Genomic DNA, 25,347 nt, shown 5'->3' on the forward strand with positions numbered 1-25,347 from the left:
GATAGAACTAAAAGCTGTACTCTGTGAGTTCGAGGTAGCTCATCGCCACCCCGATGGCCTCGTCGGGAGCGACCATCCCCGATTCGGGGTCGTATCTCACGAACCCGGCGTCCGCCATCTTCGGGAGGTGGACGTGGTAGAGCTGTATTTCGACCCGCTCTACGGCGTCGGATGGGGCATCGGTGGTGGTGTCCGTCTCCTGGTCGACGAGGTGACGGGCGAGGTCGGCAATCGGGACGGGCCTCGATTCCTTGTGGAGGGAAGAGAGCACGCGTCGGCGACGGGAGTCTCCGAGCACGTCGAAAATCGTCTCGATGGACCCGTCGAACGTTTCGTTGGACGACTGCGTCTCGGTTTCGAATTTCGTTCGCCGTTCGATCATCGGTTGAGTAGTGGCATGTCACGACGAAGAACGGTGTGCCTACGTACGTTGGTATCCGACGAACGACCGCTCCCGTTCCGGACGGCCAGAACGCAAGCCCCCATCGATGCGGAACCCGGTCGAGGGGTCGAGTGAGAGGGTGGTGTTTATAACGTCTACCGGATGTGCTTCGGAACGGTCGTTTCGAGTCGGTCGCCGGCGTCGAACTCCACACGGCATCGACGACGGAATCGGAAAAACTGTGTCGACTCCCCGGAGCGGTCGCTCTCCGGGTGTCGAGCGGTCACTCTCCGGGTGAGGTGTGTCTCCGGCCGGGCGTTTTTCGGGGAGTCTGCCGAAAAAGGAGCGGTCAGTGGTCGTCTTCGCGCCACTTGTGCTCGCACTCGGTACAGACGAAAAACCGCGTCTCGCTCTCGTCTGCCGAGCGAATCTGTTGCATGTACCAGTAGGCTTCGTCGTTGTCGCAGTTCGGACACTGCGCTCCGGTCGTCGGAAGACCACTGCTCTCGCCACTACTCTCGATAATCTCGCTGACTTCCTGGTCTTCGGTAACGACGTACTCGCTGGCGTCACCTCTTGGCTTCTCGTAGCCACAGCTTCCACAGACCCAAAAGCCATCGTCTGCTTTCATCATGGAACCGCACTCGTCACAGAACTCCATCGTTGTCCCCGGATAGCCGACGCGCCCATTTAAGTGACGTGCTTCTCAACCCTCGCCTTCCGACTGGTACGGTTCGCCAACCGCCTCTCGCGGCAGGACGTTGTTAATTTCGACTTCGAGGTCTTCGGCCGACCGGTAGGACTCCTGTTCGGTCTGTGAGACCAGTTCCCCGAGGTTCTCCTCGCCCTCTGCGAGTACCAGCGTCACGTCGTCCAGTTCCGTCGACGCCTCGTCGCGCGAGACGGGATAGTCCAGTTGGTCGAGCGTGGACTCTAGATGGCTGAATTTGACAGTACGAGACATGGTACCTACGTACATCGGACACGGTATTAGCTGTTGTTGCGGGACGTGTCGCGGTCACAACCACGAGGCTATCCCCATCACAATCGTCTTGAGCACGCGGTCGGTACGTCGAATGGAATGTTCAGTATCGACAGGCGAGTGCTCGCGCTGGCGCTGGCGCGGATGGCCGACGCGGTCGGAAACTCCTTTCTCATCGTCGTCCTGCCCGTGTACATCGCCAGCGGTGCGGTCTCCGGCGACACGTTCGGTCTCGCGGAGACGTTGGTGACCGGCATCGTCCTCTCGCTGTTCGGCTTTCTCAACAGTTTCACCCAGCCGTTCGCGGGGCGCATCTCCGACCGAACCGGCAAGCGCAAAGTGTTCATCCTGTTCGGACTGGCGATTCTGACGGTGACCAACGTCGCCTACGCCTTCGCCGGAAGCTATGCCTCGCTTCTGGTCATCCGTGCGCTCCAGGGAATCGGCGTCGCCTTCACGATACCCTGCACCATCGCGCTGGTCAACGAACTCGCGACGACAGACACGCGCGGCGGAAATATGGGTCTGTTCAACACCTTCCGGTTGCTCGGGTTCGGTCTCGGCCCAATCGCGGCGGGGACGGTGGTGGACGGCGGCCCGTACGACCTCTTCGGCTTCCAGATGACCGGCTTCGACGCCGCCTTCTACTTCGCGGCAGTCGGGGCGCTCGTCAGCTACCTGCTCGTCACGCTGTTGGTGAGCGACCCGGAGAGTACGAAAGCCAGCGCTGGCGAGGAGTTCGAACTGTCGGTGCGCGACAGTCGGGGTCTTGACCCTGTGTTCACGCTCGGACTGGCGACGCTGTTTCTGGCGGTCAGTATCGCGCTTTTGGCGACCATCGAGCCGATGATAAACGAACGGCTCGACCAGGGGAAGACGTGGTTCGGACTCCAGTTCGCGGCGTTCGTCCTCGTGCAGGTCGTCCTCCAGACACCGGTCGGGCGGGCGAGCGACCGCTTCGGACGCCGCCCGTTCATCGTCGCCGGACTCGTCGTGCTCGTTCCCTCGACGCTGGCACAGGGGTTCGTCGACACCTCGATGCAGATGCTCGCCGCCCGACTCGTGCAGGGCGTCTCGGGCGCGCTGGTGTTCGCCCCCGCACTCGCGCTCGCGGGCGACCTCGCGCGCGAGGGACAGTCGGGGACGCAACTCTCCATCCTGACGATGTCGTTCGGACTGGGCACCGCCATCGGCCCGCTCGCGTCGGGCTATCTCGTCCAGTTCGGCTTCGCGGTTCCGTTCGAGGTCGGTGCGGTGCTGGCGGCGTTCGGGGCCATCCTCGTCTACACGCAGGTCGAAGAGACGGTCGCGCCGGGAGCGGACGTGCGCCCAGCGCCCCAGGATTAGCGGACGTTTCTGTCACTCGAACTCCGCGTCGCGGTCGTCCAAGAACGCGGCCATCCCTTCGCGCTGGTCGTGCGTGCCGAACAGGGAACTCCAGAGGCGGCGCTCGTAGGTCAGCCCCGACGACTGTGTGCTCTCGTGAACCTGATTCAGTGCTTCCTTGGCGGCCTGGAGTGCGAACGCCGGGCGCTCCGCGAGGTCGCCTGCCATCTCCGCGACGTGGTCTGCGATCTGGTCGTGGGCGACGACTTCGCCGACCAACCCCATCTCGTGGGCGTCCTGTGCGTCGACTCGCTCGCCGAAGAAGACGAGACGGCGTGCGAGTTCGTCGCCGACGATGCGCGAGAGGCGCTGTGTGCCACCCCAGCCGGGGATGATGCCGAGGTCGATTTCCGTCTGGCCGAGGACGGCGTTCTCGCTCGCCACCCGCAGGTCGCAGGCCAGCGCGAGTTCACAGCCGCCGCCGAAGGCGTAGCCGTTGATGGCCGCGATGACGGGGGCGGGGAACGATTCGAGCGCGTCGGCGACCTCGTGGCCCAGTTCGGCGTACTCCTGTGCCTCAGCCGTCGAGAGGTCCTGCATGTGGCCGATGTCGGCTCCTGCGACGAACGCCTTCTCGCCCGCGCCCGTGAGCACGAGCGCGCGAGCATCCTCTGTTTCGGCTTCGGCGATGGCCTCGCGGAGCGCGTGCAGCGTCTCCACGTTCAGCGCGTTGAGTCGGTCGGGGCGGTCGACCGTGAGCGTCGCCACTTCGCCGTCGAACTCGAGCCGTACCGTGTTCCAGTCGGACATGACTGAGGTGTCTCCCGGTGGCCGGTTAATCGTTGCGACGGGGGGTATGACGACGGAGAATAGTAGACCCACGAACGACCACCCAATTCGACGACCGTCGGGACGTGTCGCCCGGGACCACGAGAGACACTGACGAGAGCGTCCGGCGTCTCCGCTCGCCTCACTGCTCGGGGTCGATGTTCCCGTGTGCGGTGAAGACGTTCTCGGGGTCGTACGCGGCTTTCACTTCCGCGAGACGCGCCGCATTCTCGCCGAACGGAACCTTCGATGGCTCCTCTTCGAGACCGGGGAAGTTGACGTACTGGCCGCGCACTTCGGGATGCTCTCGCATCTCCGCGATGCCCTCGCGCACCCACGCGATGGCCGCTTCCGTCTCGCGCGGGTCGTCCCAGTTGGCCTCGAAGTTGAGGGCGTACGGCGCGTCCCGGTGGGCGAAGGCGGTCTCGTTCTCGCCGACGCGGGCGATTTCGCCGCCGAGGTGCCAGATGTCGACGGTCGAGAGTGCCACCGGACACCGCTCCGAACAGGCGACGATGCTCTCGACGACGTCGTCGTTCAGGTCGTCCAGATAGAGCGACTTCCAGTAGTAGTACCGGCCGTTCGGGTAATCTTCGTCCAGCATCGTCTGGAGTTCGACGTAGGGCATCGTTCCGCTGAAATCCGCGACCGGGTCGGCGAACTCCCGGACGGGCCGAAGTTCCGCTTCGCCCGCTTCGGGGTCGCCAGCGTAACAGCCGAGGAAGACGACGGCCGGGTCGCCCCACGACGATTCGGGGAACTCGTCCATCTCGGGCACCCACGCGTAGAACGGGAGCAGACTCACCTCGTCGGGGACGTCTTTTGCGTACTCCCGGAAGAACTGGAGGGCTTCGGCCGCCCTGTCGCCCTCGTGCCAGACGAAACACGTGGCGACCTCCGGTCCGACCGGGTGACACTCGTACTCGAACGCGGTGACGACGCCGAAGTTACCGCCGCCACCGCGGAGCGCCCAGAACAGGTCTTCGTCTTCGTCCTCGCTGGCGGTGACGAACTCGCCGTCGGCGGTCACCACGTCAGCCGAGACGAGGTTGTCACAGGAGAGGCCGTACTTCCGGCGGACGTGACCCATCCCGCCGCCCAGCGTCAGACCCGCGATACCCGTATCGGAGACGACGCCGCCCGGCACGGCCAGTCCGAACGCTTGCGTCTCGCGGTCGACGTCGCCCCACGTCGCACCCGCACCGGCGCGAACTCGTCGCTCGTCCGGTTCGACTCGCACCCAGTTCATCGGTTCGAGGTCGACGACGAGTCCGTCGTCCACCGTCGCCCGCCCGGCGACGCCGTGACCCCCACCCCGGACCGCGATTGGCAGGTCGTGCTCCCGCGCGAAGGTCACCGACGCCGTAACGTCCGCGACGCCTTCACACCGGGCGACCATCGCCGGTCGGCGGTTTATCATCCCGTTCCACACCCGCCGTGCTTCGTCGTACGCCTCCTCGTCTTCGGGCGTGACGAGGTCGCCTTTCAGTTCGGAGTCGAACGCCTCCACTGCCGATTCGAACGTCTCGGTCGTCGATGCGGTAGTCTCGATTGCCATGTTCCCCACCGCCCACGGGTACCACCGGAACGTCAATAAACACGACTGCAAAATGGTCTGACACGGTTCGACCGGGGAACAAGGCCTGGATTCAGGCGAGGAAGAAGATGAGCACGCTGATGGCCATCACCGCGAGGATGACTGCGCCCGCGAGCGCACCGCCCATGGCGATGACGGCGTTGGCGTGACTCGCCAGCGTCTCGGTGCGGTCGTTGCCGAACACCGTCACCTCGGCGTGTTCGCTCTCCATCCCCGCCTCTATCGGTTCGAGGTCGTCGGTTGCCTCCGCGATCAGCCCATCGACGAGGTCGATGAGTTCGTCGTGGTCGATAGCCGCACCGACCTGGTTCGAGGATTCGACCATGTTGACGATGTGCGTGTCGGTCGTCATCACCTCGATTTCGTCCGTGTCGACAGCGTCGACGATTCGGTCTCGCAGGCCGGGTTCCATGTTGTTCCCATCCACGAGCACGTAGGCCGTCCGCTGCTCGGCGACCTCCACCACCGCGACCCGCACGCCGAGCGGCCCGATGCCGTCGGTGGGCGTCCACTCCGTCTCGTCCCACGCGACGCCGAGTCGGGGTCGGCCGCGTTCTGCCTGACCGAGTTCGTTCGCGGTAGCCGCCGCGGCCTGAATCATCTGGAACGACCGCTCACTGCCGGGGTAGACGTGACCGATGTCCTCGCCCTGAAGTCCGTTGTTGCAGTTGTGGGCGTCGACGAGCATCACGTCGTCCAGTCCGTTCGACCGGGCTTCCGCGGTCGCAGCGAGTCCGACCGCGTACTCGACGTCGTCGGCGAACTTCGGCGAGTAGGTGGCGGCGAACAGGGCGTCGTCGCCGAACCCTTGCCCGACGATTTTGGCGTCCCCGTTCTGCGCCCTGACGCTCGTCGTCGCGCTGTCGCTGTACTCGATTCGGTCGTAGGCCGCCCGTGCCGTTTCGATAATCGTGTCTACCTCGCGTTCGGTGACCAGGTTGAAATCGTGTCCAGCGGTGGCGTGGGGTGGAAACGCGAGCCCTTCGGCCTGACTCGCCACGCGCCGAGGGAGGTTTCCACCGCCTATCTCGCCCATCGGGCCGGGGTGTATCATCGGCAGGACGAACCGGGCTTTCTCGCTTCCATCCCACCGACGAAACGAGAGCACGGTGACGGGAACGACCGCCTTCTGGCCGATCTGTTCGAAGAAATCTTCGAGTTCGCGGGTGCCCTCCGCGATGTGTCCGATGAACCCCCGGATAAAATCGAGCGAACTGACGCCGAGACTGCGCCGCCACGGTCGGTCGATGACGACGAGAAACCCCCACACCCCGAGCGCGTACATTCCGCTGACGATGGCCAGCACGATGAAATCTCGCGGCGTGATGACGCCGAGCGCCTGGGGTGCTTTGTCGCCACGAGCGAGCAGGTTCTGTACGAGCGGGCCACCGACCTCGAAGACGCGAATCGTCTCGCTGTAGATGAAAAAGAGGAGCGCGGCGGTTCCAGTCTGGATGCTCGCCGGAATCGTTGCGACGAGAAACGAACTTCGCGAAACGGCCATCACGACGAGGAGGCGAAATGCGAAGACGGACGCGAGGCTGACGATGAGTGCGTCGAAGACGAACTGCTGTCCGACCCACGTGAACGCGGCGATGATTCCCGCAATCGTCAGCACCGCGACGACGAGCACCTCGCACGTCAGCGCCAGCAGCGACGACCGGTTGTAGGTCAACTGGCCGCCGAGACGGCGGTCGACCGGCGTCGTCAGCACGCTCGCGGCGACCGTCGGAATCCCGATGAAGAAGACTCCTTCCCACGCGTCCTGAAGGATGTACTGTGAGTCGAAGGCCCCGACACCCGTAATGGCCGCGATGAGCAACGCGAAGGCGACACTGGCGTACCACCGAGGCGCGCGAAAGATGTAGCGCGAGAGACCCGCCAGGTCGCTTTGTGTCGCAGTCATTGCAGGAAAGCTACGCCGGGGAGAGTTAAAGAATGCTACTCACAGATGGTGAGGAAGTTTTCGAACACTTCCTCGCCCTCGGCGGTGTGTGCCACTTCCGGGTGCCACTGGACGCCGTACAGGTCGCGGTCGGTGTCGCTCATCGCCTCGATACCACACACGTCGCTGGTGGCGGTGCGCTCGAAACCGGAGGGAACCCGCTTTACTTCGTCGGCGTGGCTCGCCCACACGCGCGTCTCGGGCGCGAGCGACCCCACGAGTGGGTCGTCGTCTTCCGTTATCTCGACGGTCACGTCCGCGTAGCCACCGTAGTCTCCCTCGCCGACCTCGCCATCGAAGACGTGTGCCATCACCTGCATGCCGAGACAGATGCCGAGAACCGGCACGCCGAGGTCGAGATACTCCGCAGAGTGTCCGATGTCGTCCATCGACGGGCCGCCGGAGAGGACGAGTCCGTCGGCGTCGATTTCCCCGGGCGGGGTCGTGTTGTCGACGAGGTCGGTCTCGATGCCCATGTCCCGAAGCGCCCGATGTTCGAGGTGCGTGAACTGGCCGTGGTTGTCCACGACAAGAATCTTCGTCATTGACGGGCGCTATGAAGGGAACGAATAAAAACGCCTCGTCACCGTCTCGCCGCGATTGCGCCGCCGAGCAAGACGAGTGCGACTGCGACCGCTCCCCACTCGGGATGTGCGGCCAGTTCGTCCATCCCCGGCAGGTCGTTCCGTTCCTGGGTCACGTCGCCCGTCGTTCCGTCGCCCGGCGACTCGCTGGTTTCCGCCCGCTTGACCACGAGCGTTCCCGCCTCCGCCCCACTCACGCGCACGGCGTGTTCGCCCGGCGACTCCGCCCGGTAGGTGAACTGAACGTCACGGGATTCTCCCGCCGGAACGGCCACCCGCTTCGTCTCGACGACGGTTCCCGCGACGGACAGTTCGGCGGTGGCCGTGCCGTCTCCGTCGCCCGCGTTCTCGAGCGTCGCGGTCACGGTCACCGACTCACCTTCAGACACTTTCGATGGGTCAAGCGAGGCGTCTGTCACCCGAACGTCGGCGCTTGCTCTCGTCACCCGCACGGTCGCGGTCGCATTGTCCGTCTGGCCCTCGCTATCCACCGCGGTTACCCGCGCGGTGTATTCGCCGGGCGACTCGAAGACGTGCGTGGCCGTCGGTTGCTTCGTCGTCTCGTCGACCGACCCGTCGCCGTCGAAATCCCAGCGATACTCGGTCACGTCGTCGTCCGGGTCGGTCGTCCCGCTCGCGTCGAAGGACACCGGTTCACCCGTCTTCGCTCCATCGTCCGTCCCACTCGCAGTGAGTGCGGCCTCCGGCGGCGCCCCACAACCGCCGGGTTCGACGACGAGAGGTGCGTCCATGTCGAGTTCGGTCTCGGTCGGATTGGCGACGCTGCCGGAGAGGAACGTCCACGAGTTCACCGGTTCCGACCCGAAACGCGGGTCGTGCAGGGCAGCCGCCTCGTTCCACCGCGGGGAGACGGTCGTCCGGAACTCACCCGACAGCCCCCGGAAGACGGCTCCGTCGACGCGCGACCCGGTCCAGGTCCAGTCGATGCGGTTGCGCGACCAGCGGTCGTCGCGCCCCTCGTACGTGTCGTCCATGAGCACCCACTGACCCGACGCCGGGAGGCCGCCGAATCGGAACGTCACCGCGCTCATCGGCAGTCGTTGTCCGGTCCGACTGGCTCGTCGCTGGTCGTGGAGTATCACGAGGCTCACGACGCCGTCCGGAGCCTCGTAGAGGAACATCGTGCTCCCGTTGTCGCGGGTGAGCGACGAGGGTGCGAACGAACTGTACGACCAGTCGCTCGGTTCGGTGTGGGGATTTCGATAGTCGTAGAACTCGACGACGTTCTGGTTGCCCTGGACCGGTTTCACCGGGACGCAGGTGTCGCCCTGCTGGACGGCGTAGGTGTCGTGGTCGGACGCTGGCGCGTCGGGGAGGTCGTCGCCGGGAAGACCGGGTGGCGGGAGTGCGGCGGCCGTGCCGAGCGTGGAGAGGACGAGGAGGACACTCAGGACAGCGCGTCTGCTCATCGACGATTCGACCTCGCGGTTCGGTGCGGGCGGCTCGCGGTGATTCGACGTCCCATATTCTCGGCGTGTCCGCTTCGTGCGGACTATCGTCGCCGAAGACGGACGTTCTCCTCTTTGTAATGGCCCGCCTGAAGAACGCGCAGGTCGTGCCTATGTCGCCCGGACCGGAATGGACTACGCGAGACGCGTCGGTGCGAACTAAGCTACGGGGACCATCACGACGAACAGCGGAACCGTATAGAAAACCTGCTCGAACGGGTCGGTGGCGAGAGGATTGCGCCGAGAACGAATGCCGAGATCAGGGCGAGCAGGACGGTTTCGACGGCGTGTTCGGCAGAGACCGAGCTCGCTGCTCTCCTCCCGAAATCAGCGACCTTCTGCGAGGAGTGCAGGCAGGTCGTTTATTGAATCGACGACCGCCGCCGCGCCCGCGGCCTCGTACTTCCGACGGCCGTCCTCGCCCGTCAGTCCTCCCGTCAGGACGCCGACGCCGAAGTACTCGCGGTCGGGGTCGGTCTCCGCGGCGTTCACGGCGGTTCGAACGTCGTCCAGCGTGTCGCCCACGAAGACGACCGAACTCGCGTCGAAGCGGTCGGCGAGCGTCGTCAGCGCGTACGGATGTGGCTTGCCCTGCTCCCAGTCGTCCATCGTGAATCGGTGGTCGTCGGCCACGTCCAGTCCGGCGCGTTCGAGGGCGATGTCGGCCTCGGCTGCGGGTCTGCCGGTGACGACTCCGACCGGATGGGTCGCGGTGAGTTCGGTTATCGTCTCCGGGTCAACCAGCACGGGTTCGTCGTTGATGTAGCCCCGCGTGGAAAGCGTCGGTTCCGCGCCCTCTATCTCGGCGTACAGTTCCCTCCCGAGGTAGAGTTGCTGGAACACCTCGCGCAGTCGTTCGGGATTCCACGCATCCCGGACCCGGGCGAGGGCGTCGTCGGAGAGCGCGGCGGCCACGACTGTCTCTGCGGCGTCAAGTCCGCCGCCTTCCTCGGCGATTCGGTCGGTGAACGTCTCGATGGACTGGTCGAGTCCGTCGCGCGAGGCGAGAACGTACAGCGCTGCGGCGTACGTGAGCTCCCAGTCGTTGTTGAAGCCGCCAGCGTCTTTGAACGCCTGCACGTCGTCGTTCGATATCGTATCGTCGTACAGCTTTTCGACGGACTCCACGATGGCCCGTCGGTAGGAGTCCGCCACGTCCACGAGCACTCCGTCGACGTCCAGCACGAGAGCGTCCACGTCCATGTGCTGGCGTTCGTGCGACGGAGTATGGGTCTACCGAATCACCTTTTTCCGTCTCCCCTCCGAAACACGACCGAGGCAGTACGACGAACTCCAGCGAGTCTACGGACGCGAGGAGTACTACTGGGGAACGGACCCCAACGAATTGGCCGAGGTTGTTCTGGAGTTCGCCCCCGACCGCCAGGCCCCTGCTGCGGTCGATATCGGTGCAGGTGAGGGTCGAGACGCGGTCTACCTCGCCGAATCGGGGTACGGCGTCCTCGCGGTCGACCCGGTGCCCAACGGACTCGAGAAGGCCGAGCGACTCGCCGCGGAGCGCGGTGTCGAGATTCAGACCCGCGAGGCCGACGTAAACGACCTCGACTTCCCGGCGATGGACGTGGTGTACTCCTGTGGCACGCTCCAGTATCTCCGTCCCGAGAACCGCGAGCGACAGTTCGACCAGTTCAAAACCGACACGACGGACGGCGGCATCCACGTCCTGTCCGCCTTCGTCGACCACCCCGACGTTCCGCCAGCGCCCGACTGGGGAGAGAACGAACACTTCTACGAACAGGGCAAACTCAGGGGGTACTACGACGACTGGGAGGTGCTGGCGGAAGACGAGTTCGTCTTCGACGTTCACGCGAGAACGGCTCTCGTGAGCCAATCAGAATCGCGTTCGGATTCTGATGACGATAATTCCGGCGGAGAGCCACACCAGCACGCGGCGGAGACGCTGGTGGCGGAGAAACCGGAGGAGTAGCGTCGACTGAGATACTTCCGCTACTCCCGCGCCCAGAACAGCGTCTCGCCCAAAATCGTCTCCCGGCGCACGGGAACCGAGGGCTGGTCGCCGCCGAGCGTCGTGAAGACGAAATCGGCGTCGAACGCGCGTGCGACCGCCAGCGCCGGGCGGTGCATTTCCGGCGGGACGTTGAGGCCGTAGAGCACGTCGACATCTTCGTACACTGTCGCGTCGGGGTCGGTTACGTCGTCCAGGACGAACCGGACGCCCTCGGGAACCTCCTTGGGGTGGACGTCAGTTGCGGTGACGGTCACGCCAGCGTCGGAGAGCGCGCGCGCGACGTCAGTTCGATTGCCGATTCCGATTTCGACGGCGCGCTCGTAGTCAGCGAGGCGGGCGGCGATTCCGTCGCAGGTTCCCGAATTCACGGCGGGATATTTATGGGGTGTCCCGCCATAGACGTTTCTATGTTGATTGACATCGTCCCCGTGGGGGACGTGACGGGGCGGGTCAAACGCGAGGCGTCTGCGGCCCTCCGGACTATCTACGACTGCGACGTGATGGTACACGACCGACAGGAAATCCCCGCCGGGTCACACGACCCCAACCGCGACCAGTACCGTGCCGAGGACTTCATCGAGTTGGCGAGTCGCATCGGCACCGGGGAGAAGAACATCGCCATCACGCCCCAGGACCTCTTCTACCGCCGCCGAAACTACGTCTTCGGTCTCGCCTATCTGGACGGCAGCGGGAGCGTCATCTCTACCTACCGACTCCAACCTGCGTCCGACGGTCTCTCCTCCGACGGCGGTATCTCGACCAAACCTGCAGACGAGGTGTTCTCCGACCGCGTGCGCAAGGAAGTCGTCCACGAGATCGGGCACACATTCGGCCTCGAACACTGTGACAATTCTCGCTGCGTGATGAACTTCTCGCCCACCGTCCGCGAGGTGGACGTGAAAGAAGAGAACCTCTGTGGCACCTGCCAACGACAGGTTTTGTAACCGCTTCGAACGCTTTTTCGGCTATCGCCAGTGCTCGATTCCGGTTCCGACGAGTGCGAGTGCCCCGAGGACGATGACGATCAGTTGCTCTGCGAGGGCGTCCGGTGCGACGTATTTCGCCATCGAAATCGCCCACGCGCCGCGTTCGTGGACGACTGAGGAATCTTGCGTTCGGTTCGGGATGCCCGCCTCGCTCGCGGTCGGGCCGTCGCTTCCCTCTCCCGGGAGGCGGTCTGCCTCGTAGGGGAGTCCCCTGGTTTCTATCGCCCAGACGACGTCGCCGTTTTCGTCCACTTCCACGACGCGGTCGTTGTACGAATCGGCGACGAGCGTGTGGCCATTCGAGAGGCGGTCGGCGTCTCTCGGCCAATCGAAGACGGCGCTGCCGCCGTACTCCCAGACGAGTTCTCCGTCCCGAATCTCCACGATGCGGTCGTTCTCGCTGTCCGCCACGAGCAGGGTGCCACCGAGCGTGTCGGGGTTGTGCTGTTCGTGGAGTACGTCACCGCGTTGCGAGAACGAATCGGGGCCGACGACCGGCTCGACGCGAATCGAGTCGTTGGTGGAGTTGCTCTCGACGTGCAGATCGATCACGGTATCGAAGTTGCGGAGGCTGACCCGGAAGACGCCCGGTTCGACCCTGTCCACGTCGTTGGCGTGCGTCCAGTCGCCTTCTGGCCCCATCTTCGCGGGGCGGTCGTAGCGGTCAGTCGCGTTCCACTGCCAGCGAACCTCTTTCGCGCGGTTCACCGCGAACACGCGGTCGTTGCCCATGTCCACGAGCACCCAGCGGTCGTCGCCATCGACGGTGTAGTGGTCGGCATCGTGCAGTTCGTGTGCGTGGAGTTCGGCGTCGAACCACGCGTACTCCCACTGCGTCGCTTTCGTGTCGCGGTCGACCACGCGGAGGGCGTTTCGCACGCAGTCCTCGTGGCCGTCGTCCCGGAATCGGGGCGGGCACTGCTCGTCGGGCAGTTCGTCGGCCACCGCTATCTGGACGCGATTCGGGCCGAGAGCTTCCACGTCGAACACGTCGTCGGTTTTGTCGTACTCCCAGACGACGTCGCCCTCCGGATTCACCTCGATGGCTCGCCCCTCGGATTCGTACCCCTGCAAAGCGACGAGGGTGTTGTTCGTCGGACGCTCTTCGTCTGCGGTCAGGAACGGCCCGTCGGGTGCGGAGAGCACCCCGACGCCAGCAATCGCGAAGAGCGAGACAGCGAGGAGGGCGAACAGTTTCGCGCGGTTGTCGGAGCGAGAGAGCCACGCGACGAGCGTCGAAATCACTGGTGTCCGATTCGGCCGGTCGGAAAAAAGGTGATTCGGTTCGCGGTGCGCTCGTCGTGGCTGTCGTCTGAAAGAACGTAAAACCGGGTTAACTGTAGTAGTACTCGCCTTCGCCTTTTTGCTTTCGGTCGAGTTGACTGCCGGGCTTGTTGATGCGCGGGCGACCCACGTTCTCGTCGCGGCGGAACGTGATGTCGAGGTTGGCGAGGAAGTCGTTCATCCCCTCGCGCATCCCCTTCGGGCGACCGGCGTGACCGTGCTGGGCGGGTTCGCCGTCGAACACCATCAGGCGGTCGGAGACGAGGTCTATCATGTAGATGTCGTGGTCGATGAGCAACACGGTGGCGTCTTGCATCTCGGCGTAGCGTCGGATGGCGCGGGTCGCCCGGACGCGCTGTTCGACGTCGAGGTACGCCGAGGGTTCGTCCAGCAGGTAGAGGTCTGCCTCTTTCGAGAGGCAGGCCGCGATGGCGACGCGCTGGCGCTCACCGCCCGAGAGGTCGGTGAGGTTCTGCTCCAGGATGCGGTCGAGCAACAGCGGTTGGGCGATTTCGGTGTTCCAGTACGACGACCCGAAGTCGTCGGTGAGCGAGGAGAGGAAGGCGTCCACTCGCATCGGCTGGTCGATTTCGATGTACTGTGGCTTGTACGAGATACGGAGGTCGAAATCGACATCTCCCTCGTCGGGTTCGAGGCGGCCGGCGAGCAGTTTCGCGAGCGTCGACTTCCCGATTCCGTTCGGGCCGACGATGCCGAGCACTTCGTTTTCGTATATCGTCCCACCCTCCACGTCGAGCGAGAACTCGCCTTCGCCGTAGGATTTCGAGAGGTCGGGATACTCCACGAGGGGGTCTGCGGTCGTCGCCTCGCGGGGGGCGTGCTCGTCGAACTCGATGGCGTTCGGCCGGATTCGCATGTTCTCGTTGTTGAGATAGCCCGCGAGATACTCGTTGATACCGTTGCGCACCGATTTCGGCGTCGTGATGACACCGTACGCGCCGGGTTCGCCGTAGGCGACGTGGAGGTTGTCGGCCACCAAATCGAGGATGGCGAGGTCGTGTTCGACCACGAGCATCGACCGGCCGTCCTCGTTCGCCATCTCCTGAATCAGGCGTGCGACTTTCACCCGCTGGCTGATGTCGAGGTACGGCGTAATCTCGTCCAGGAAGTAAAAGTCTGCGTCGCGGGCGAGTGCGGCCACCAGCGCGACGCGCTGGAGTTCACCGCCGGAGAGACTGTCGATGTCCTGTTCCATCACGTGCTCGATTTCGAGGCGTTCGAGGAGGTCGTCTAACACGCCTCGCTCGTCCGTTCGTTCGAGCAGTGTGGCGGTGCTCCCGTCGAATCGGTCCGGAATCTTGTCGACGTACTGCGGTTTGCGCGCGACCGTCACGTCGCCGTCCCGAACGGCTTCGAGGTAGTTCTGGAGTTCCGTCCCTCGATACCGTCGCAACACGGCGTCCCACCCCGGCGGGTCGTGGAACTGGCCGAGGTTCGGCGCGAGTTCGCCCGCCAGAATCTTCACGGCCGTCGTCTTCCCGCTCCCGTTCGGGCCGAGGATACCCGTCACTTGTCCCTTCTCGGGGACGGGGAGGCCGTACAGCGCGAAAGCGTTCTCGCCGTATCGGTGGGTCGGGTCGTCCTGTAGCTCCTGTGGGAGATTGATTATCTCTATCGCGTCGAACGGACACTTCTCGACGCAGATACCGCAGGTTTCGCCGAGACATATCTCCTCGCTGATGTGTATCTGGTCGGGTCCGCCTTCGTCTGCGTCCTCGCCTCGGAGCGTGATACACTCCTTACCGGTCCGGTTCGGTGGGCAGTAGTTCTTACACTCGTAGTTACACCGGTCGGGTGAGCACCGCTCCAGGTCGACGACGGCGATACTGTCTTCCGCCATGGTCACACCTGCACGTGATTCATGAGCAGGATGCCCCACGTGATGAACCACAGCGAGAACGTCATGAACGTCACGTAGAGATAGTCTTTCACGCCATCCAACTCGTAGCCGATGACACGGAGCAGCGGGAGCTGGACGACGACGAATCCGAGTACGATAGCCAGCCCTAACTGGTCTGTCGCTGCCGCGGTCTTCGTCCCTACCATGGCGGCAGAGACGAACGCCGCAGCGATTCCGGCCAGCGAAGCGAGCGACGTGACGGTGATACTTCGAAGATGGGCCGCCCGTCGCTCTGATGCCTGTTCGGTCGCCATGGATGGCACTCGGTTACCCTGCCTCAAAAGGTGTTCGTTTGCGTGTATGCGCGTCGGGGCTCTCGTTTCGCACTTCGGAACGCACTCTGACTACCGCGAAATCTCACGCCCCTCCGCGTCGATTACCTGTTCGACCTCCTCCCGGGTCACGACCGCGACGTCGCCGGGAATCGTTCGCTTGAGGGCGGCGGTCGCCGCACCGTATTCGAGGGCAGTCTGGACGTCCTCACCCGCGAGTCGGCGGGCAAGAAACGCGCCGACGAAGGCGTCCCCGGTTCCGATGGGGTCGACCGTCTCGGTGTCGAACGCCGACTGCTCGGTGGCCTTGCCGTCGTGGACCGCGAGGGCACCGTCCGAACCGCAGGTCACGACGACAGTGTCGAAGTGCCACTCGGTAGCGAGGCCGCGTGCTATCTCCTCGGTGGCACCCGACCGGTCGAGCACCGCGCGAGCGTCGCGCTCTGCGGTCACGAGCACGTCGATGGCCGGGAAGAGGTCGGTCATCGTCTCACGCGCCTCGGCGGGCGACCAGAGCTTCGACCGATAGTTCACGTCGAACGCGGTCGTCACGCCGGCGTCCTGTGCCTCGAGGAGTACCTCGTCGACGGTCGATTCCAGCGTCGGCGAGAGCGCGGGTGTGATACCACTGGTGAAAAAGAGGCGGGCGTCGCGGATGGTTTCGAGGGGCAAGTCGGTCGGCCGCGTCGTCGTAACCGCGGCATCGGCCCGGTCGTAGATGACGTTGGTTCCGCGTGGGCCGGTCCCGTGTTCGAGATAGTAGGTCCCCTGCCGCCCGTCGTCGGTCCAGGCGACGTCGGTTTCGATGCCGTACTGTCGGAGTCCGGCGACCACCCGCCGACCGAGGGGCGTCTCGGGGAGTTTCGAGGCCCACGTCGCTTCTGCGCCGAGTCGATGGGCGGCGATGGCGACGTTGCTCTCCGCGCCCGCCGCCCGGAGTTCGAGGGTCGCTGTGCTCTCGATTCGCTCGCGGTCTGGTGGCGAGAGGCGCAACATCGTCTCACCGAACGTCACGAGGTCGGTCATGTGCGCGAGAACGACCGGGAAAGTCATAGTTCACCCGGATTCTCGATTCCAACGGGAGTGGAATTTTCCACCACCGCAAACTATATTGTCGGATGAGCTACTACAAGAGAGTCACAGATACCGAATGGTAGAACGAAACAGGGGAAATTCGAGATACAGGGGAAACGACGAAAACTCCGAGGGAGGAGTGTTCGACGAGACGCTCTACGATACGCTTCCCGACCTGTTCTACGCGGTCGACTCCGAGTGGCGCACCCGACGCTGGAACGACCGATTACGGGAGCGAACGGGGTACACGGACGAGGAGATTGCCGAGATGCATCCCCTGGAGTTCCTCCCCGAAGAAGAGCGTGAACGGATGGTAGCGGAGGTAAAACGGGTGTTCGAACGCCGCGAGACGCGCACCCACGAATCGTACCTCCTCACCAAAGACGGCGAGCGCATCCCCTACGAGTTCAACGGGTCGCCGATAGTCGACGAAACGGGGACGGTCATCGGACTCGCCGGCACCGGGCGAGACATCTCGGAGCGAAAGGCGCGCGAGCAAGAACTTCGCCAGTACGAGACGGTGTTCGAGACCATCGACGACGGCGTGTACGCGTTCGACACCGATCTCCGCTTCACTGCCGTCAACGAGGCGTTCGTGTCGATGACGGGCTACGACCGCGACCGACTGCTCGGCGCGCACGTCTCGCTCGTCACGACCGAGGACGGATTCGACCGAGCCTCGGAGTTGGCAGTCGAGATGACCGACGGAAAACGAGACGTGGCAGCGTTCGAATCCGACCTCGTCAGGAAGGACGGTTCGACCGTACCCACCGAAACCCGGTTTACCTTCCTCCCGGACGAATCGAGGTCGGCAGTCGGCGTCGTGCGCGACGTCACAGAGCGCCGCGAGCGAGAGCGTGCGCTGCGCCACCGACGCGACGAACTCGAGACGCTGAACCGAATCAACGTCATCATCCGCGAACTGGTTCGGGCACTCGCGTCGACGGCGACGCGCGAAGAAGTCGAGCAGACGGTGTGTGCACATCTGGCCGACTCCGAGCTCTACCAGTTCGCGTGGATCGGCGAACGGGACCGCAGCACGGGGGGAATCGAACGGAGAACACAGGCAGGAATCGACGACGGAACGTGGGAAACCATCGAAGCGGGCACGGAGGACGGCGACTGGGAACGCCCCGCGAGTGTGGTGCTCCAGAACGAAAGGTCCACGGTCGTAGACGACATCGAAAGCGACACTCGGTACCCGGCGTCGGTTCGGGCGGCACTCGAAGACACCAGCGTTCAGTCTGGAATCGCCATCCCTCTGTCACACGGGAAGGCGACCTACGGGGTGCTGGTGGTTTACGCGACTCGGCAGGACGCGTTCAGCGAGCGCGAAGCCGCCGGATTCGACGCACTCGGCGAACTCGTCGGGTTCGTCATCGACGCAGTCGAGAGCAAGCGACTGCTCCTCGCAGACCGCGTCGTGGAGTTAGAGTTCCAGGTGACCGACGACGATTCGTTTTTCGTGTCCCTCTCGAAGCAGTTCGACACCACCTGCGTTCTCGAGGAGGCGATTCCAGCACGAGACGGGGCGCTGCTGGAATACCTTCGCGTCGACGGGGTCCAGGCGGACGAGGTGCTGAAACTCGCAGAACGATGGGAGACGATACACCACGTCAGGCGAATCGAAGACGACCTGTTCGAAGTCACGGTGACCGAACAGTCGCCGGTCCTGTCGCTGGTAGCGTACGGTGCGTCGATAACGACTGCGTCCGCCGAGAGGGGGCGAGCACGTATCGTTGTCGAACTGCCCCCGGATACCGACGTTCGAAGCGTCGTCGAGACGCTCGGCGATACGTTTCCCGACTCCGAACTCGTCGGCAAACGCGAACGCGAGCGGGCAGACCGACTGACCGAAGACGTTCGAGGAGAACTCGAACGCAACCTCACCGAACGCCAGCTAGCAGCACTTCGGACCGCGTACGTCGCGGGCTACTTCGGGTGGCCGCGCGGAAGTACGGCAGAGGAGGTCGCCGACGCACTGGGTGTCACCTCGGCGACGTTCCACCAGCACATCAGAAAAGCCGAGCAGAAACTGCTCAGTGTGTTCCTTGGGGAAAACCCGGCGAGAGAGTGACGGACTCACTCACGACGCGGCGAGGCCGGGCAGATTACGTCGCGGCGAGGCCGGACAGATTACGTCGCGGCGAGGCCGGACAGATTACGTCGCGGCGAGGCCGGGCGTGACAGCGACGAGGAGAGACGACTACCACGGCGCGAAGTCGGGGTTGACTTCGCGTTTCTTTTGGTCGATGCCGTCGATTTTCTCGATATCGTCGTCGTCCAGTTCTAGGTCGAGGGCGGCGAAGTTGTCCTCGATGTGGTCGGTCCCGGTCGCCTTCGGGATGGCGACGACGTTGTCTTTCTGTAGCAACCACGCGAGGCTGACCTGTGCTTCGCTGACGCCGTGTTTTTCGGCGACCTCGTTCAGTTCGGGTACGTCGAACACTTCCCCACGAGCGAGTGGGGAGTAGGCGACGAGGGTGATGTCGTTGTCCTGGGCGTACTCGACGAGTTCGTCCTGCTGGAGGAGAGGATGCATCTCGACCTGATTGGCGAACACGGCGGCGTCGAGAACCTCCTGTGCCCGGTCCAGATGTTCGGGTTCGAAGTTGCTCACGCCGATGTGTTCGATTCTGCCGTCGTCGTACAGTTGGTCGAACGCGGCGAGGGTCTCCTCGGGGTCGTACTCGCGGGCGGGCCAGTGGATGTAGAGCAAATCCACGTAATGGGTGCCGAGTTTCTTCAGGCTCGTCTCCGTAGTTTCTAACACGTCGTCATGTTCGAGATTGTCTATCCAGACCTTCGTGGCGAGAAAGAAGTCCTCGCGGGCGACCGACGACTGCTCGATTCCGTCGCCGACGTACTCCTCGTTGTCGTACACCTGCGCGGTGTCGACGTGCTCGTAGCCGAGTTCGAGGGCGTGTTTCACGCTCTCGGCACACTGTTCGGGGTCGGTGTTCTGCCACGTTCCGAGTCCGAGTTTCGGCACTCCGTCGCTAGCGTCGTATGTCATCGTGTAAGTGGCAAGGGGGAGTGGGGAAAAAGGGGTTGTGGCGGCGGAAATCCAGTGGGGGATTCGAAACCATCGGACTGAAGTAGGGTGTCTGAATCGCGTCGAGTCCGTTCCACAATCGATAGGCAGACTGCTGGAATCGATCCACACAAAAACTACCACCAGAGTGTGCGTTTCGGAGAACTTAACCTCGCTCCGACAGACACCCCGTGTATGCGAATCGCACTACTGGGGGGAACCGGCGATATCGGGCAGGGACTCGCACTTCGCTGGGCGTACGACACCGACCACGAGGTCGTCGTCGGCTCGCGCGACCCGGAGAAAGCCCGCGCGAAGGCCGCGGAGTACGAGACCGAACTCGACAGTCTGGGCGTCTCGCGGTCCATCAACGGCTTCGCCAACGAGATGGCCGCCGAGCGTGCCGACGTGGTCGTACTGGCGGTGCCGCCGTTCCACATTCGGGACACCGTCGAGGCCGTCGCAGACCGTCTCAACGACGTGGACGTACTCGTCACCCCCGCCGTGGGGATGAACCGCGACGACGACGGATTCCACTACAAACCACCGAAAACGGGGAGCGTGACGGCGCTCGTCGCCGAGTCCGCACCGGAAGGAGTGCCCGTCGTGGGCGCGTTCCACACGCTCTCAGCGGACCGCCTCGCCGACCTCGAACTCGAATTCGCCCAGGATACGCTCCTCGTGGGTGACGACGAGGACGCAAAGGAGTTGGTCCGGATGCTCGCCGACGGAATCGAAGGACTCCGCCCGCTCGACGCCGGCGGCCTCGACAACGCCGCCGAGGTTGAGAGCCTGACGCCGCTGCTCATCAACCTCGCGCTGAACAACGAGGGGATGCACGACGTGGGCGTTCGGTTCGAGTAGCCGAACGCCGTCGAGACGGCGTCTGGTAGCCGCGTCGCTCACGCGGTGTGTGACGAAAAATGACGGGTCGCGTTTGCCGCGAACTTACGCGCCTGCGTTTTCCAGAACGCGCTCCAAATCTTCACGCTGGGTGACGCCGACGAATCGCTCGACCACGCCTTCGTCGTTTTCGATGACAATGGTCGGAATCGAGCGCACCTGGTACTCGTTTGCGGTGTCTTGGTGTTCGTCTACGTCCACCTTCTCGAATTCGACGCGGTCGCCCCAGTCTTCTTTCAGGTCGTCGAGAATCGGGTCCTGAGTCTTACACGGCCCACACCAGTCTGCGTAAAAGTCGAGTAGTTTGACTGTCATACGTTTCTCTGCTGAATTTCAGTCCCCGTGTGTATAAGAGTTTCTTACTCTGCCGACTCTGCCGGTGTCGGGGCAGTTCGAACGCACGATCGACCCCCAACCCGGACCCGGCGGCGTTGCGAAAGCTTTACCCTTCACGCTCTCCGACCCGAACCTATGAGCAGTGGCCAGAACTCCGGCGGACTGATGTCCAGTGCCGGACTCGTGCGGTACTTCGATGCCGAAGACCGGAACGCGATTCGAATCGACCCGAAGACCATCTTCGCGTTCGGTATCCTCTTCGGCGTCCTCATCATCGTCCTGAACTTCCTCGCGCTGTAGCGAGACCCTTTTCCCGCCCCGCTTCGAAGCAGTGCCGATGAGTCTCACCGCTGGCGTCATCGCCGTGCAGGGCGACGTGAGCGAGCACGCCGACGCGATACGGCGGGCCGCCTCCAGCCACGGCGACACCGCCGACGTCATCGAAATCCGTCAGTCCGGCATCGTTCCGGACTGTGACCTGCTCTGTCTGCCCGGCGGCGAATCGACCGCTATCTCCCGACTGCTCCACTCGGAGGGGATCGCCTCCGAAATTCAGGCCCACGTCGAAGCGGGCAAGCCCGTGCTCGCCACCTGCGCCGGTCTCATCGTCGCCGCAGCAGACGCGAGAGACGACCGCGTCGAGAATCTCGGCCTCGTGGACGTGACGGTCGAGCGCAACGCGTTCGGCCGCCAGAAAGACAGTTTCGAGGCACCCCTCGACGTGACCGGTCTCGACGACCCCTTCCCGGCCGTGTTCATCCGCGCACCCCTCATCGGCGAGGTCGACGATGCCGAGGTCCTCGCCGACTGGGACGGGCGGCCCGTCGCGGTCCGCGATGGCCCTGTCGTCGGAACGTCGTTCCACCCTGAGTTGACCGCCGACAGCCGAATCCACGACCTCGCGTTCTTCGACAGACGCTGAGACTCCCGTCGGCAGTTTCCCTGGAGACTCGGGTTTCGTTCGAGACGATGCCGGTGCTGACGTAGAATCATCCAATCCATCTCGGTCGCTTCGAGTAATCGAACTATCGCAGTTGCGTCGTCCCAGAAAGCGTAGCCCCCCTCAAGTGAGCGGGCGTGAGAACGTTGGTTTCGCGTCGTCCGAGCGACGTTCGGAACGTCGCTAAAACTCCGTTATCCCCAGTTCGACTGCCGTTTCGGGCGGTCGCTGACGGACTGTACACACATCGGTTCGTCGCGCGCGCCGAGTGCTTCGATCGCTGCCCGGGCACTGGCGACGGTCGTGAAGTAGGGGACGTCTTCCTCGACGGCCATCTCCAGCGCCTCGCGGTCGTCGGAAACGAGCAGGTCGACCTCGCCGGCGCGAATCGCGCCGGCGGTGTCCTCGTACTCGGCGAGGTCGTAGTAGTCGCCGAAGCCATCCACCGGGAGTTCGACGACTGCGGTGCCCTCGTCTGGGAGTGCGTTGTAGGCCGCTGCCTGCGCTTTCTCGTAGGCTTTTCCGAACGAGTCGGCGGTGCCCATCACCTCGCCCGTCGATTTCATCTCGGGACCGAGGCGCGGGTCCGACCCCGGCAGGCGGTCGAAGGGGAGGACGACCTCCTTGACGCTCGTCTGCTCGGGAATCTGTTCTTTCGCGTCCAGTTCGTCCAGGCTGTGTCCGGCCATCACTTTCGCGGCGAGTTTGGCGATGGGGACGCCAGTCGCCTTCGAGACGAACGGCACCGTCCGTGACGAGCGGGGGTTCGCTTCGAGGACGTGCACCTCGCTCGCGGTTTCACCGCTCGCATTCGAGGCGCTTTGCGTCTCGCTTTCCCCACCGCGCACCGCCAGTTGGACGTTCATCAGCCCGACCGTGTCGAGGGCGCGGGCGATGTCCTCCGTGACCTCGCGCACGCGGGCCAGCGTCTCGTCGTCGAGCGACCGTGGCGGAATCATGCAGGCCGAGTCGCCCGAGTGGACGCCTGCGGTCTCGACGTGTTCCATCACGCCGCCGATGACGATGTGTTCGCCGTCCGAGACCGCGTCGACGTCGAGTTCGACGGCATCTTCGAGGAACTCGTCCACGAGGATGGGTTTGTCCGGCGAGACGCGGACGGCCTCCTCGATGTACTCGATGAGTTCGTCGTCGTCGGAGACGATGTCCATCGCGCGCCCACCGAGGACGTAGGAGGGGCGCACGAGCACCGGGTAGCCGATGTCGTGTGCGAGTTCGAGGGCTTCTTCCTCGCTCGTCGCGCTTCCGCCGGTCGGCTGTGCGATGCCGAGGTCGGCCATCAGGCGGTTGAAGCGGTCGCGGTCTTCGGCGAGGTCCATCGCGTCCACCGTCGTCCCGAGCACCTCGCAGTCGAGGCCGCGGCGCTCGATCTCCGCTTCTAGCGGGTGGCCGATGTCCACCGAGGTCTGGCCGCCGAACTGCACCATCACGCCGTCTGCGTTCGTCGCTTCGATGACGTCTGCGACCTCCTCGGCGGTGATCGGTTCGAAAAAGAGGCCGTCGGAGGTGTCGTAGTCGGTCGAGACGGTCTCGGGGTTGTTGTTCACGACGTGGGCCTCGATCCCCATCTCGCGCAGGGCACGCACCGCGTGCACGGAACAGTAGTCGAACTCGACGCCCTGCCCGATGCGGATGGGGCCGCCACCGACCACGACGACGCTCTCTACGTCGTGGTTGACCTGCAGTTCGTCGCGGCTCGGAACGTTCGTCTCCCGGGCGGTGCGGGCGGAGTAGTAGTACGGCGTCGAGGCGGCGAACTCGCCCGCGCAGGTGTCGACCTGCTTGAACGCACGCTCCGGAGCGGTGGTTTCGACCGAACCGACCTCTGCGCCGGCCATCGCGGCGACCTCCTGGTTCGTGAAGCCTTTCTCGGCGGCAGGGGCGAAATCGCCCTGTTCGGCGGCCTCCGCCGCGTCGGCGATGCGCTCGTAGCGTTCGACGTACCAGCTCTCGATGCCGGTCAGCGCCGCGACGTCCGCGACGGTGTACCCGCGGTCGAACGCCTCGAACATGGCGTAGGGGCGGTCGGGCGTGGGCGTTTCGAGGTAGTCGGCTTCGAGTTCGGAATCGCTCACATCGGCCCAGTCGACGTCGGGGTCGTACTCCGAACTGCGGAGGGCTTTCAGCAGACTCTCTTCGAACGTCCGGCCGATAGCCATCGCCTCGCCCGTCGATTTCATCGCGGTGCCGAGTTCGAACTCGACGTCGGAGAACTTGTCCTTGGGCCAGCGCGGGACCTTCGTCACCACGTAGTCGATGGCGGGTTCGAACGCGGCGGTCGTCTCGCCCGTGATTTCGTTTTCTATCTCGTGGAGACGCTTGCCGAGTGCGACTTTCGCAGTCACGCGGGCGATGGGATAGCCGGTCGCTTTCGACGCGAGCGCCGAGGAGCGAGAGACGCGGGGGTTCACTTCCACGACGCGGTACTCGCCGCCGGGGGTGCCGTCGTCGTGCCACGCGAACTGGATGTTACACCCGCCCTGGATACCGAGGTCGCGGATGACTTCGAGTGCGGCGTCGCGCATCTCCTGATGGCCGTCGTCGGGGATGACCTGCGAGGGTGTGACGACGGTGGACTCGCCGGTGTGGATGCCCATGGGGTCCAAGTTCTCCATGTTACAGATGATGAGACACGAGTCGTCGGCGTCGCGCATCACCTCGTACTCCAGTTCGACCCACCCGGCGATGGATTCGGTGACCAGCACCTCGTCGTTGCGCGAGAGGCGAAGCCCCTTGCGCACGCGCTCTTTCAGTTCGTCCATCTCGTGGACGACGCCCGACCCCGACCCGCCGAGGGTGTAGGTCGTGCGGGCGATGACTGGGAGGCCGCCTACCTCCTCGACGGCGGCTTCGACCCGTTCGCCCAGGGCCTGTTCGTCCAGCTCTGCGACCAACTCGCCCTCGTCCAGGGAGATGGTCGTCGAGCGCGGTACCGGTTGCCCGAGGTCCTCCATCCGCTGGCGGAACAGGTCGCGGTCTTCGGTGGCGTAGATGGTGTCGAGCGGCGTGCCCATGATTTCGACGTCGTACTCGTCCAGCACGCCCTGCTCGCTGAGTTCCGCGGTGACGTTCAGTCCCGTCTGTCCTCCGAGTCCCGCAATGACCCCGTCCGGGCGCTCTTTCCGGATGATTTCGGCGATAGCGTCGGTGGTGATGGGTTCGATGTACACCTCGTCGGCCATCTCCGGGTCGGTCATGATGGTCGCCGGATTGGAGTTGACGAGGACGACTCGCGCCCCCTCCTCCTGTAGCGCGCGGCAGGCCTGTGCGCCGGAGTAGTCGAACTCCGCTGCCTGTCCTATCTGGATGGGGCCGCTTCCGATGAGCAAAATCGTCCTGTCCTCGGTGTCCTCACTCATGGGTTGTTATCCTGATGAAGTTCGTACATCGTAATAAGCGCCACGAATCGTTACGAGGTACGAAATCGAATTTCGAATTTCGGAAATGAGAATCGATTTGACGCATCGAAGGCTCTCGGA

The 25,347-nt window shown here is 64.2% G+C and carries 24 protein-coding genes; 7 read left to right on the forward strand and 17 right to left on the reverse strand.

The window, feature by feature from the left end; all coding sequences use genetic code 11:
• Positions 1-7: 7 nt before the first annotated feature.
• From ACR3FF_RS00160 to ACR3FF_RS00170, 3 genes are all read right to left on the reverse strand, one after another.
• Positions 8-382: a DUF7344 domain-containing protein gene (locus tag ACR3FF_RS00160; RefSeq protein WP_458184951.1), complete on the reverse strand. Its 375-nt coding sequence runs from the start codon at positions 380-382 to the stop codon at positions 8-10.
• A gap of 349 nt (positions 383-731) precedes the next feature.
• Positions 732-1,043: a transcription factor S gene (locus tag ACR3FF_RS00165; protein ID WP_458184953.1), complete on the reverse strand. Its 312-nt coding sequence runs from the start codon at positions 1,041-1,043 to the stop codon at positions 732-734.
• A gap of 45 nt (positions 1,044-1,088) precedes the next feature.
• Positions 1,089-1,346 carry a DUF5789 family protein gene (locus tag ACR3FF_RS00170; protein ID WP_458184955.1) on the reverse strand — a complete coding sequence of 86 codons (258 nt, stop codon included), beginning with the start codon at positions 1,344-1,346 and terminating at the stop codon, positions 1,089-1,091.
• Positions 1,347-1,463: 117 nt separating this feature from the next.
• Here ACR3FF_RS00170 and ACR3FF_RS00175 point away from each other — a divergent pair, with 117 nt between their 5' ends.
• Entirely contained in the window at positions 1,464-2,711 is a 1,248-nt protein-coding gene (locus ACR3FF_RS00175; protein ID WP_458184957.1) for an MFS transporter, read from the forward strand.
• A 12-nt stretch (positions 2,712-2,723) separates the two neighbouring features.
• On the opposite strand, the gene ACR3FF_RS00180 is transcribed toward ACR3FF_RS00175, so the two are convergent.
• The 6 genes from ACR3FF_RS00180 to ACR3FF_RS00205 form a co-directional block, all read right to left on the reverse strand.
• Positions 2,724-3,500: an enoyl-CoA hydratase/isomerase family protein gene (locus tag ACR3FF_RS00180; RefSeq protein ID WP_458184959.1), complete on the reverse strand. Its 777-nt coding sequence runs from the start codon at positions 3,498-3,500 to the stop codon at positions 2,724-2,726.
• A gap of 160 nt (positions 3,501-3,660) precedes the next feature.
• Entirely contained in the window at positions 3,661-5,076 is a 1,416-nt protein-coding gene (locus ACR3FF_RS00185; RefSeq protein WP_458184960.1) for an FAD-binding oxidoreductase, read from the reverse strand.
• Positions 5,077-5,167: 91 nt separating this feature from the next.
• Positions 5,168-7,021, reverse strand: coding sequence for a DUF2070 family protein (locus ACR3FF_RS00190; protein ID WP_458184962.1), 1,854 nt, complete (start codon positions 7,019-7,021; stop codon positions 5,168-5,170).
• Positions 7,022-7,056: 35 nt separating this feature from the next.
• Positions 7,057-7,605, reverse strand: a complete 549-nt coding sequence (locus ACR3FF_RS00195; protein ID WP_458184964.1) for a GMP synthase subunit A — start codon at positions 7,603-7,605, stop codon at positions 7,057-7,059.
• 38 nt (positions 7,606-7,643) lie between these two features.
• On the reverse strand, positions 7,644-9,074 hold the full coding sequence (locus tag ACR3FF_RS00200) for a PKD domain-containing protein (protein ID WP_458184966.1): 1,431 nt from the start codon (positions 9,072-9,074) through the stop codon (positions 7,644-7,646).
• Between the two features lie 366 nt (positions 9,075-9,440).
• Complete coding sequence (locus tag ACR3FF_RS00205) at positions 9,441-10,316, reverse strand: TIGR01548 family HAD-type hydrolase (RefSeq protein WP_458184968.1); 876 nt, start codon at positions 10,314-10,316, stop codon at positions 9,441-9,443.
• Here ACR3FF_RS00205 and ACR3FF_RS00210 point away from each other — a divergent pair.
• Positions 10,315-11,058, forward strand: coding sequence for a class I SAM-dependent methyltransferase (locus ACR3FF_RS00210; protein ID WP_458184970.1), 744 nt, complete (start codon positions 10,315-10,317; stop codon positions 11,056-11,058). The two genes, ACR3FF_RS00205 and ACR3FF_RS00210, sit on opposite strands and share 2 nt — an antisense overlap.
• Positions 11,059-11,078: 20 nt before the next feature.
• Here ACR3FF_RS00210 and ACR3FF_RS00215 read toward each other — a convergent pair whose 3' ends face one another.
• Positions 11,079-11,468 carry a UPF0146 family protein gene (locus ACR3FF_RS00215; protein WP_458184971.1) on the reverse strand — a complete coding sequence of 130 codons (390 nt, stop codon included), beginning with the start codon at positions 11,466-11,468 and terminating at the stop codon, positions 11,079-11,081.
• A 39-nt stretch (positions 11,469-11,507) separates the two neighbouring features.
• On the opposite strand from ACR3FF_RS00215, the gene ACR3FF_RS00220 reads away from it, so the two are divergent.
• Entirely contained in the window at positions 11,508-12,044 is a 537-nt protein-coding gene (locus tag ACR3FF_RS00220) for an archaemetzincin family Zn-dependent metalloprotease (RefSeq protein WP_458184972.1), read from the forward strand.
• A gap of 21 nt (positions 12,045-12,065) precedes the next feature.
• Here ACR3FF_RS00220 and ACR3FF_RS00225 read toward each other — a convergent pair whose 3' ends face one another.
• The 4 genes from ACR3FF_RS00225 to kdgK1 all read right to left on the reverse strand — a co-directional run bounded on the left by ACR3FF_RS00225 (position 12,066) and on the right by kdgK1 (position 16,589).
• The gene (locus ACR3FF_RS00225; RefSeq protein ID WP_458184974.1) at positions 12,066-13,331 is read right to left on the reverse strand and encodes an NHL repeat-containing protein; all 1,266 of its coding nucleotides are present in this window, start codon (positions 13,329-13,331) and stop codon (positions 12,066-12,068) included.
• An 88-nt stretch (positions 13,332-13,419) separates the two neighbouring features.
• Positions 13,420-15,231 carry a ribosome biogenesis/translation initiation ATPase RLI gene (locus ACR3FF_RS00230; RefSeq protein WP_458184975.1) on the reverse strand — a complete coding sequence of 604 codons (1,812 nt, stop codon included), beginning with the start codon at positions 15,229-15,231 and terminating at the stop codon, positions 13,420-13,422.
• A gap of 2 nt (positions 15,232-15,233) precedes the next feature.
• Complete coding sequence (locus ACR3FF_RS00235; RefSeq protein ID WP_458184976.1) at positions 15,234-15,545, reverse strand: EMC6-like membrane protein; 312 nt, start codon at positions 15,543-15,545, stop codon at positions 15,234-15,236.
• 90 nt (positions 15,546-15,635) lie between these two features.
• A complete protein-coding gene (gene kdgK1, locus ACR3FF_RS00240) occupies positions 15,636-16,589 on the reverse strand; it encodes a bifunctional 2-dehydro-3-deoxygluconokinase/2-dehydro-3-deoxygalactonokinase (protein ID WP_458185346.1) in 954 nt (317 codons plus the stop codon).
• Positions 16,590-16,776: 187 nt separating this feature from the next.
• Between kdgK1 and ACR3FF_RS00245 the strand changes: the two genes are divergently transcribed.
• The gene (locus tag ACR3FF_RS00245; RefSeq protein WP_458184978.1) at positions 16,777-18,714 is read left to right on the forward strand and encodes a bacterio-opsin activator domain-containing protein; all 1,938 of its coding nucleotides are present in this window, start codon (positions 16,777-16,779) and stop codon (positions 18,712-18,714) included.
• Between the two features lie 129 nt (positions 18,715-18,843).
• On the opposite strand, the gene ACR3FF_RS00250 is transcribed toward ACR3FF_RS00245, so the two are convergent.
• Entirely contained in the window at positions 18,844-19,653 is an 810-nt protein-coding gene (locus tag ACR3FF_RS00250) for an aldo/keto reductase (protein WP_458184979.1), read from the reverse strand.
• Between the two features lie 213 nt (positions 19,654-19,866).
• Here ACR3FF_RS00250 and npdG point away from each other — a divergent pair, with 213 nt between their 5' ends.
• On the forward strand, positions 19,867-20,535 hold the full coding sequence (npdG, locus tag ACR3FF_RS00255) for an NADPH-dependent F420 reductase (RefSeq protein ID WP_458184980.1): 669 nt from the start codon (positions 19,867-19,869) through the stop codon (positions 20,533-20,535).
• An 84-nt stretch (positions 20,536-20,619) separates the two neighbouring features.
• Here npdG and trxA read toward each other — a convergent pair whose 3' ends face one another.
• Positions 20,620-20,889: a thioredoxin gene (gene trxA / locus ACR3FF_RS00260; RefSeq protein ID WP_458184982.1), complete on the reverse strand. Its 270-nt coding sequence runs from the start codon at positions 20,887-20,889 to the stop codon at positions 20,620-20,622.
• Positions 20,890-21,045: 156 nt separating this feature from the next.
• Here trxA and ACR3FF_RS00265 point away from each other — a divergent pair, with 156 nt between their 5' ends.
• Positions 21,046-21,210, forward strand: coding sequence for a preprotein translocase subunit Sec61beta (locus ACR3FF_RS00265; RefSeq protein WP_458184984.1), 165 nt, complete (start codon positions 21,046-21,048; stop codon positions 21,208-21,210).
• A gap of 37 nt (positions 21,211-21,247) precedes the next feature.
• Entirely contained in the window at positions 21,248-21,832 is a 585-nt protein-coding gene (pdxT, locus tag ACR3FF_RS00270) for a pyridoxal 5'-phosphate synthase glutaminase subunit PdxT (protein ID WP_458184986.1), read from the forward strand.
• A 212-nt stretch (positions 21,833-22,044) separates the two neighbouring features.
• On the opposite strand, the gene carB is transcribed toward pdxT, so the two are convergent.
• Positions 22,045-25,227 (reverse strand): carbamoyl-phosphate synthase large subunit, encoded by a 3,183-nt coding sequence (gene carB, locus ACR3FF_RS00275; RefSeq protein ID WP_458184987.1) that lies wholly within the window; start codon positions 25,225-25,227, stop codon positions 22,045-22,047.
• Between the last annotated feature and the right edge of the window lie 120 nt (positions 25,228-25,347).

It is taken from the genome of Haladaptatus ordinarius (genome assembly GCF_054177595.1).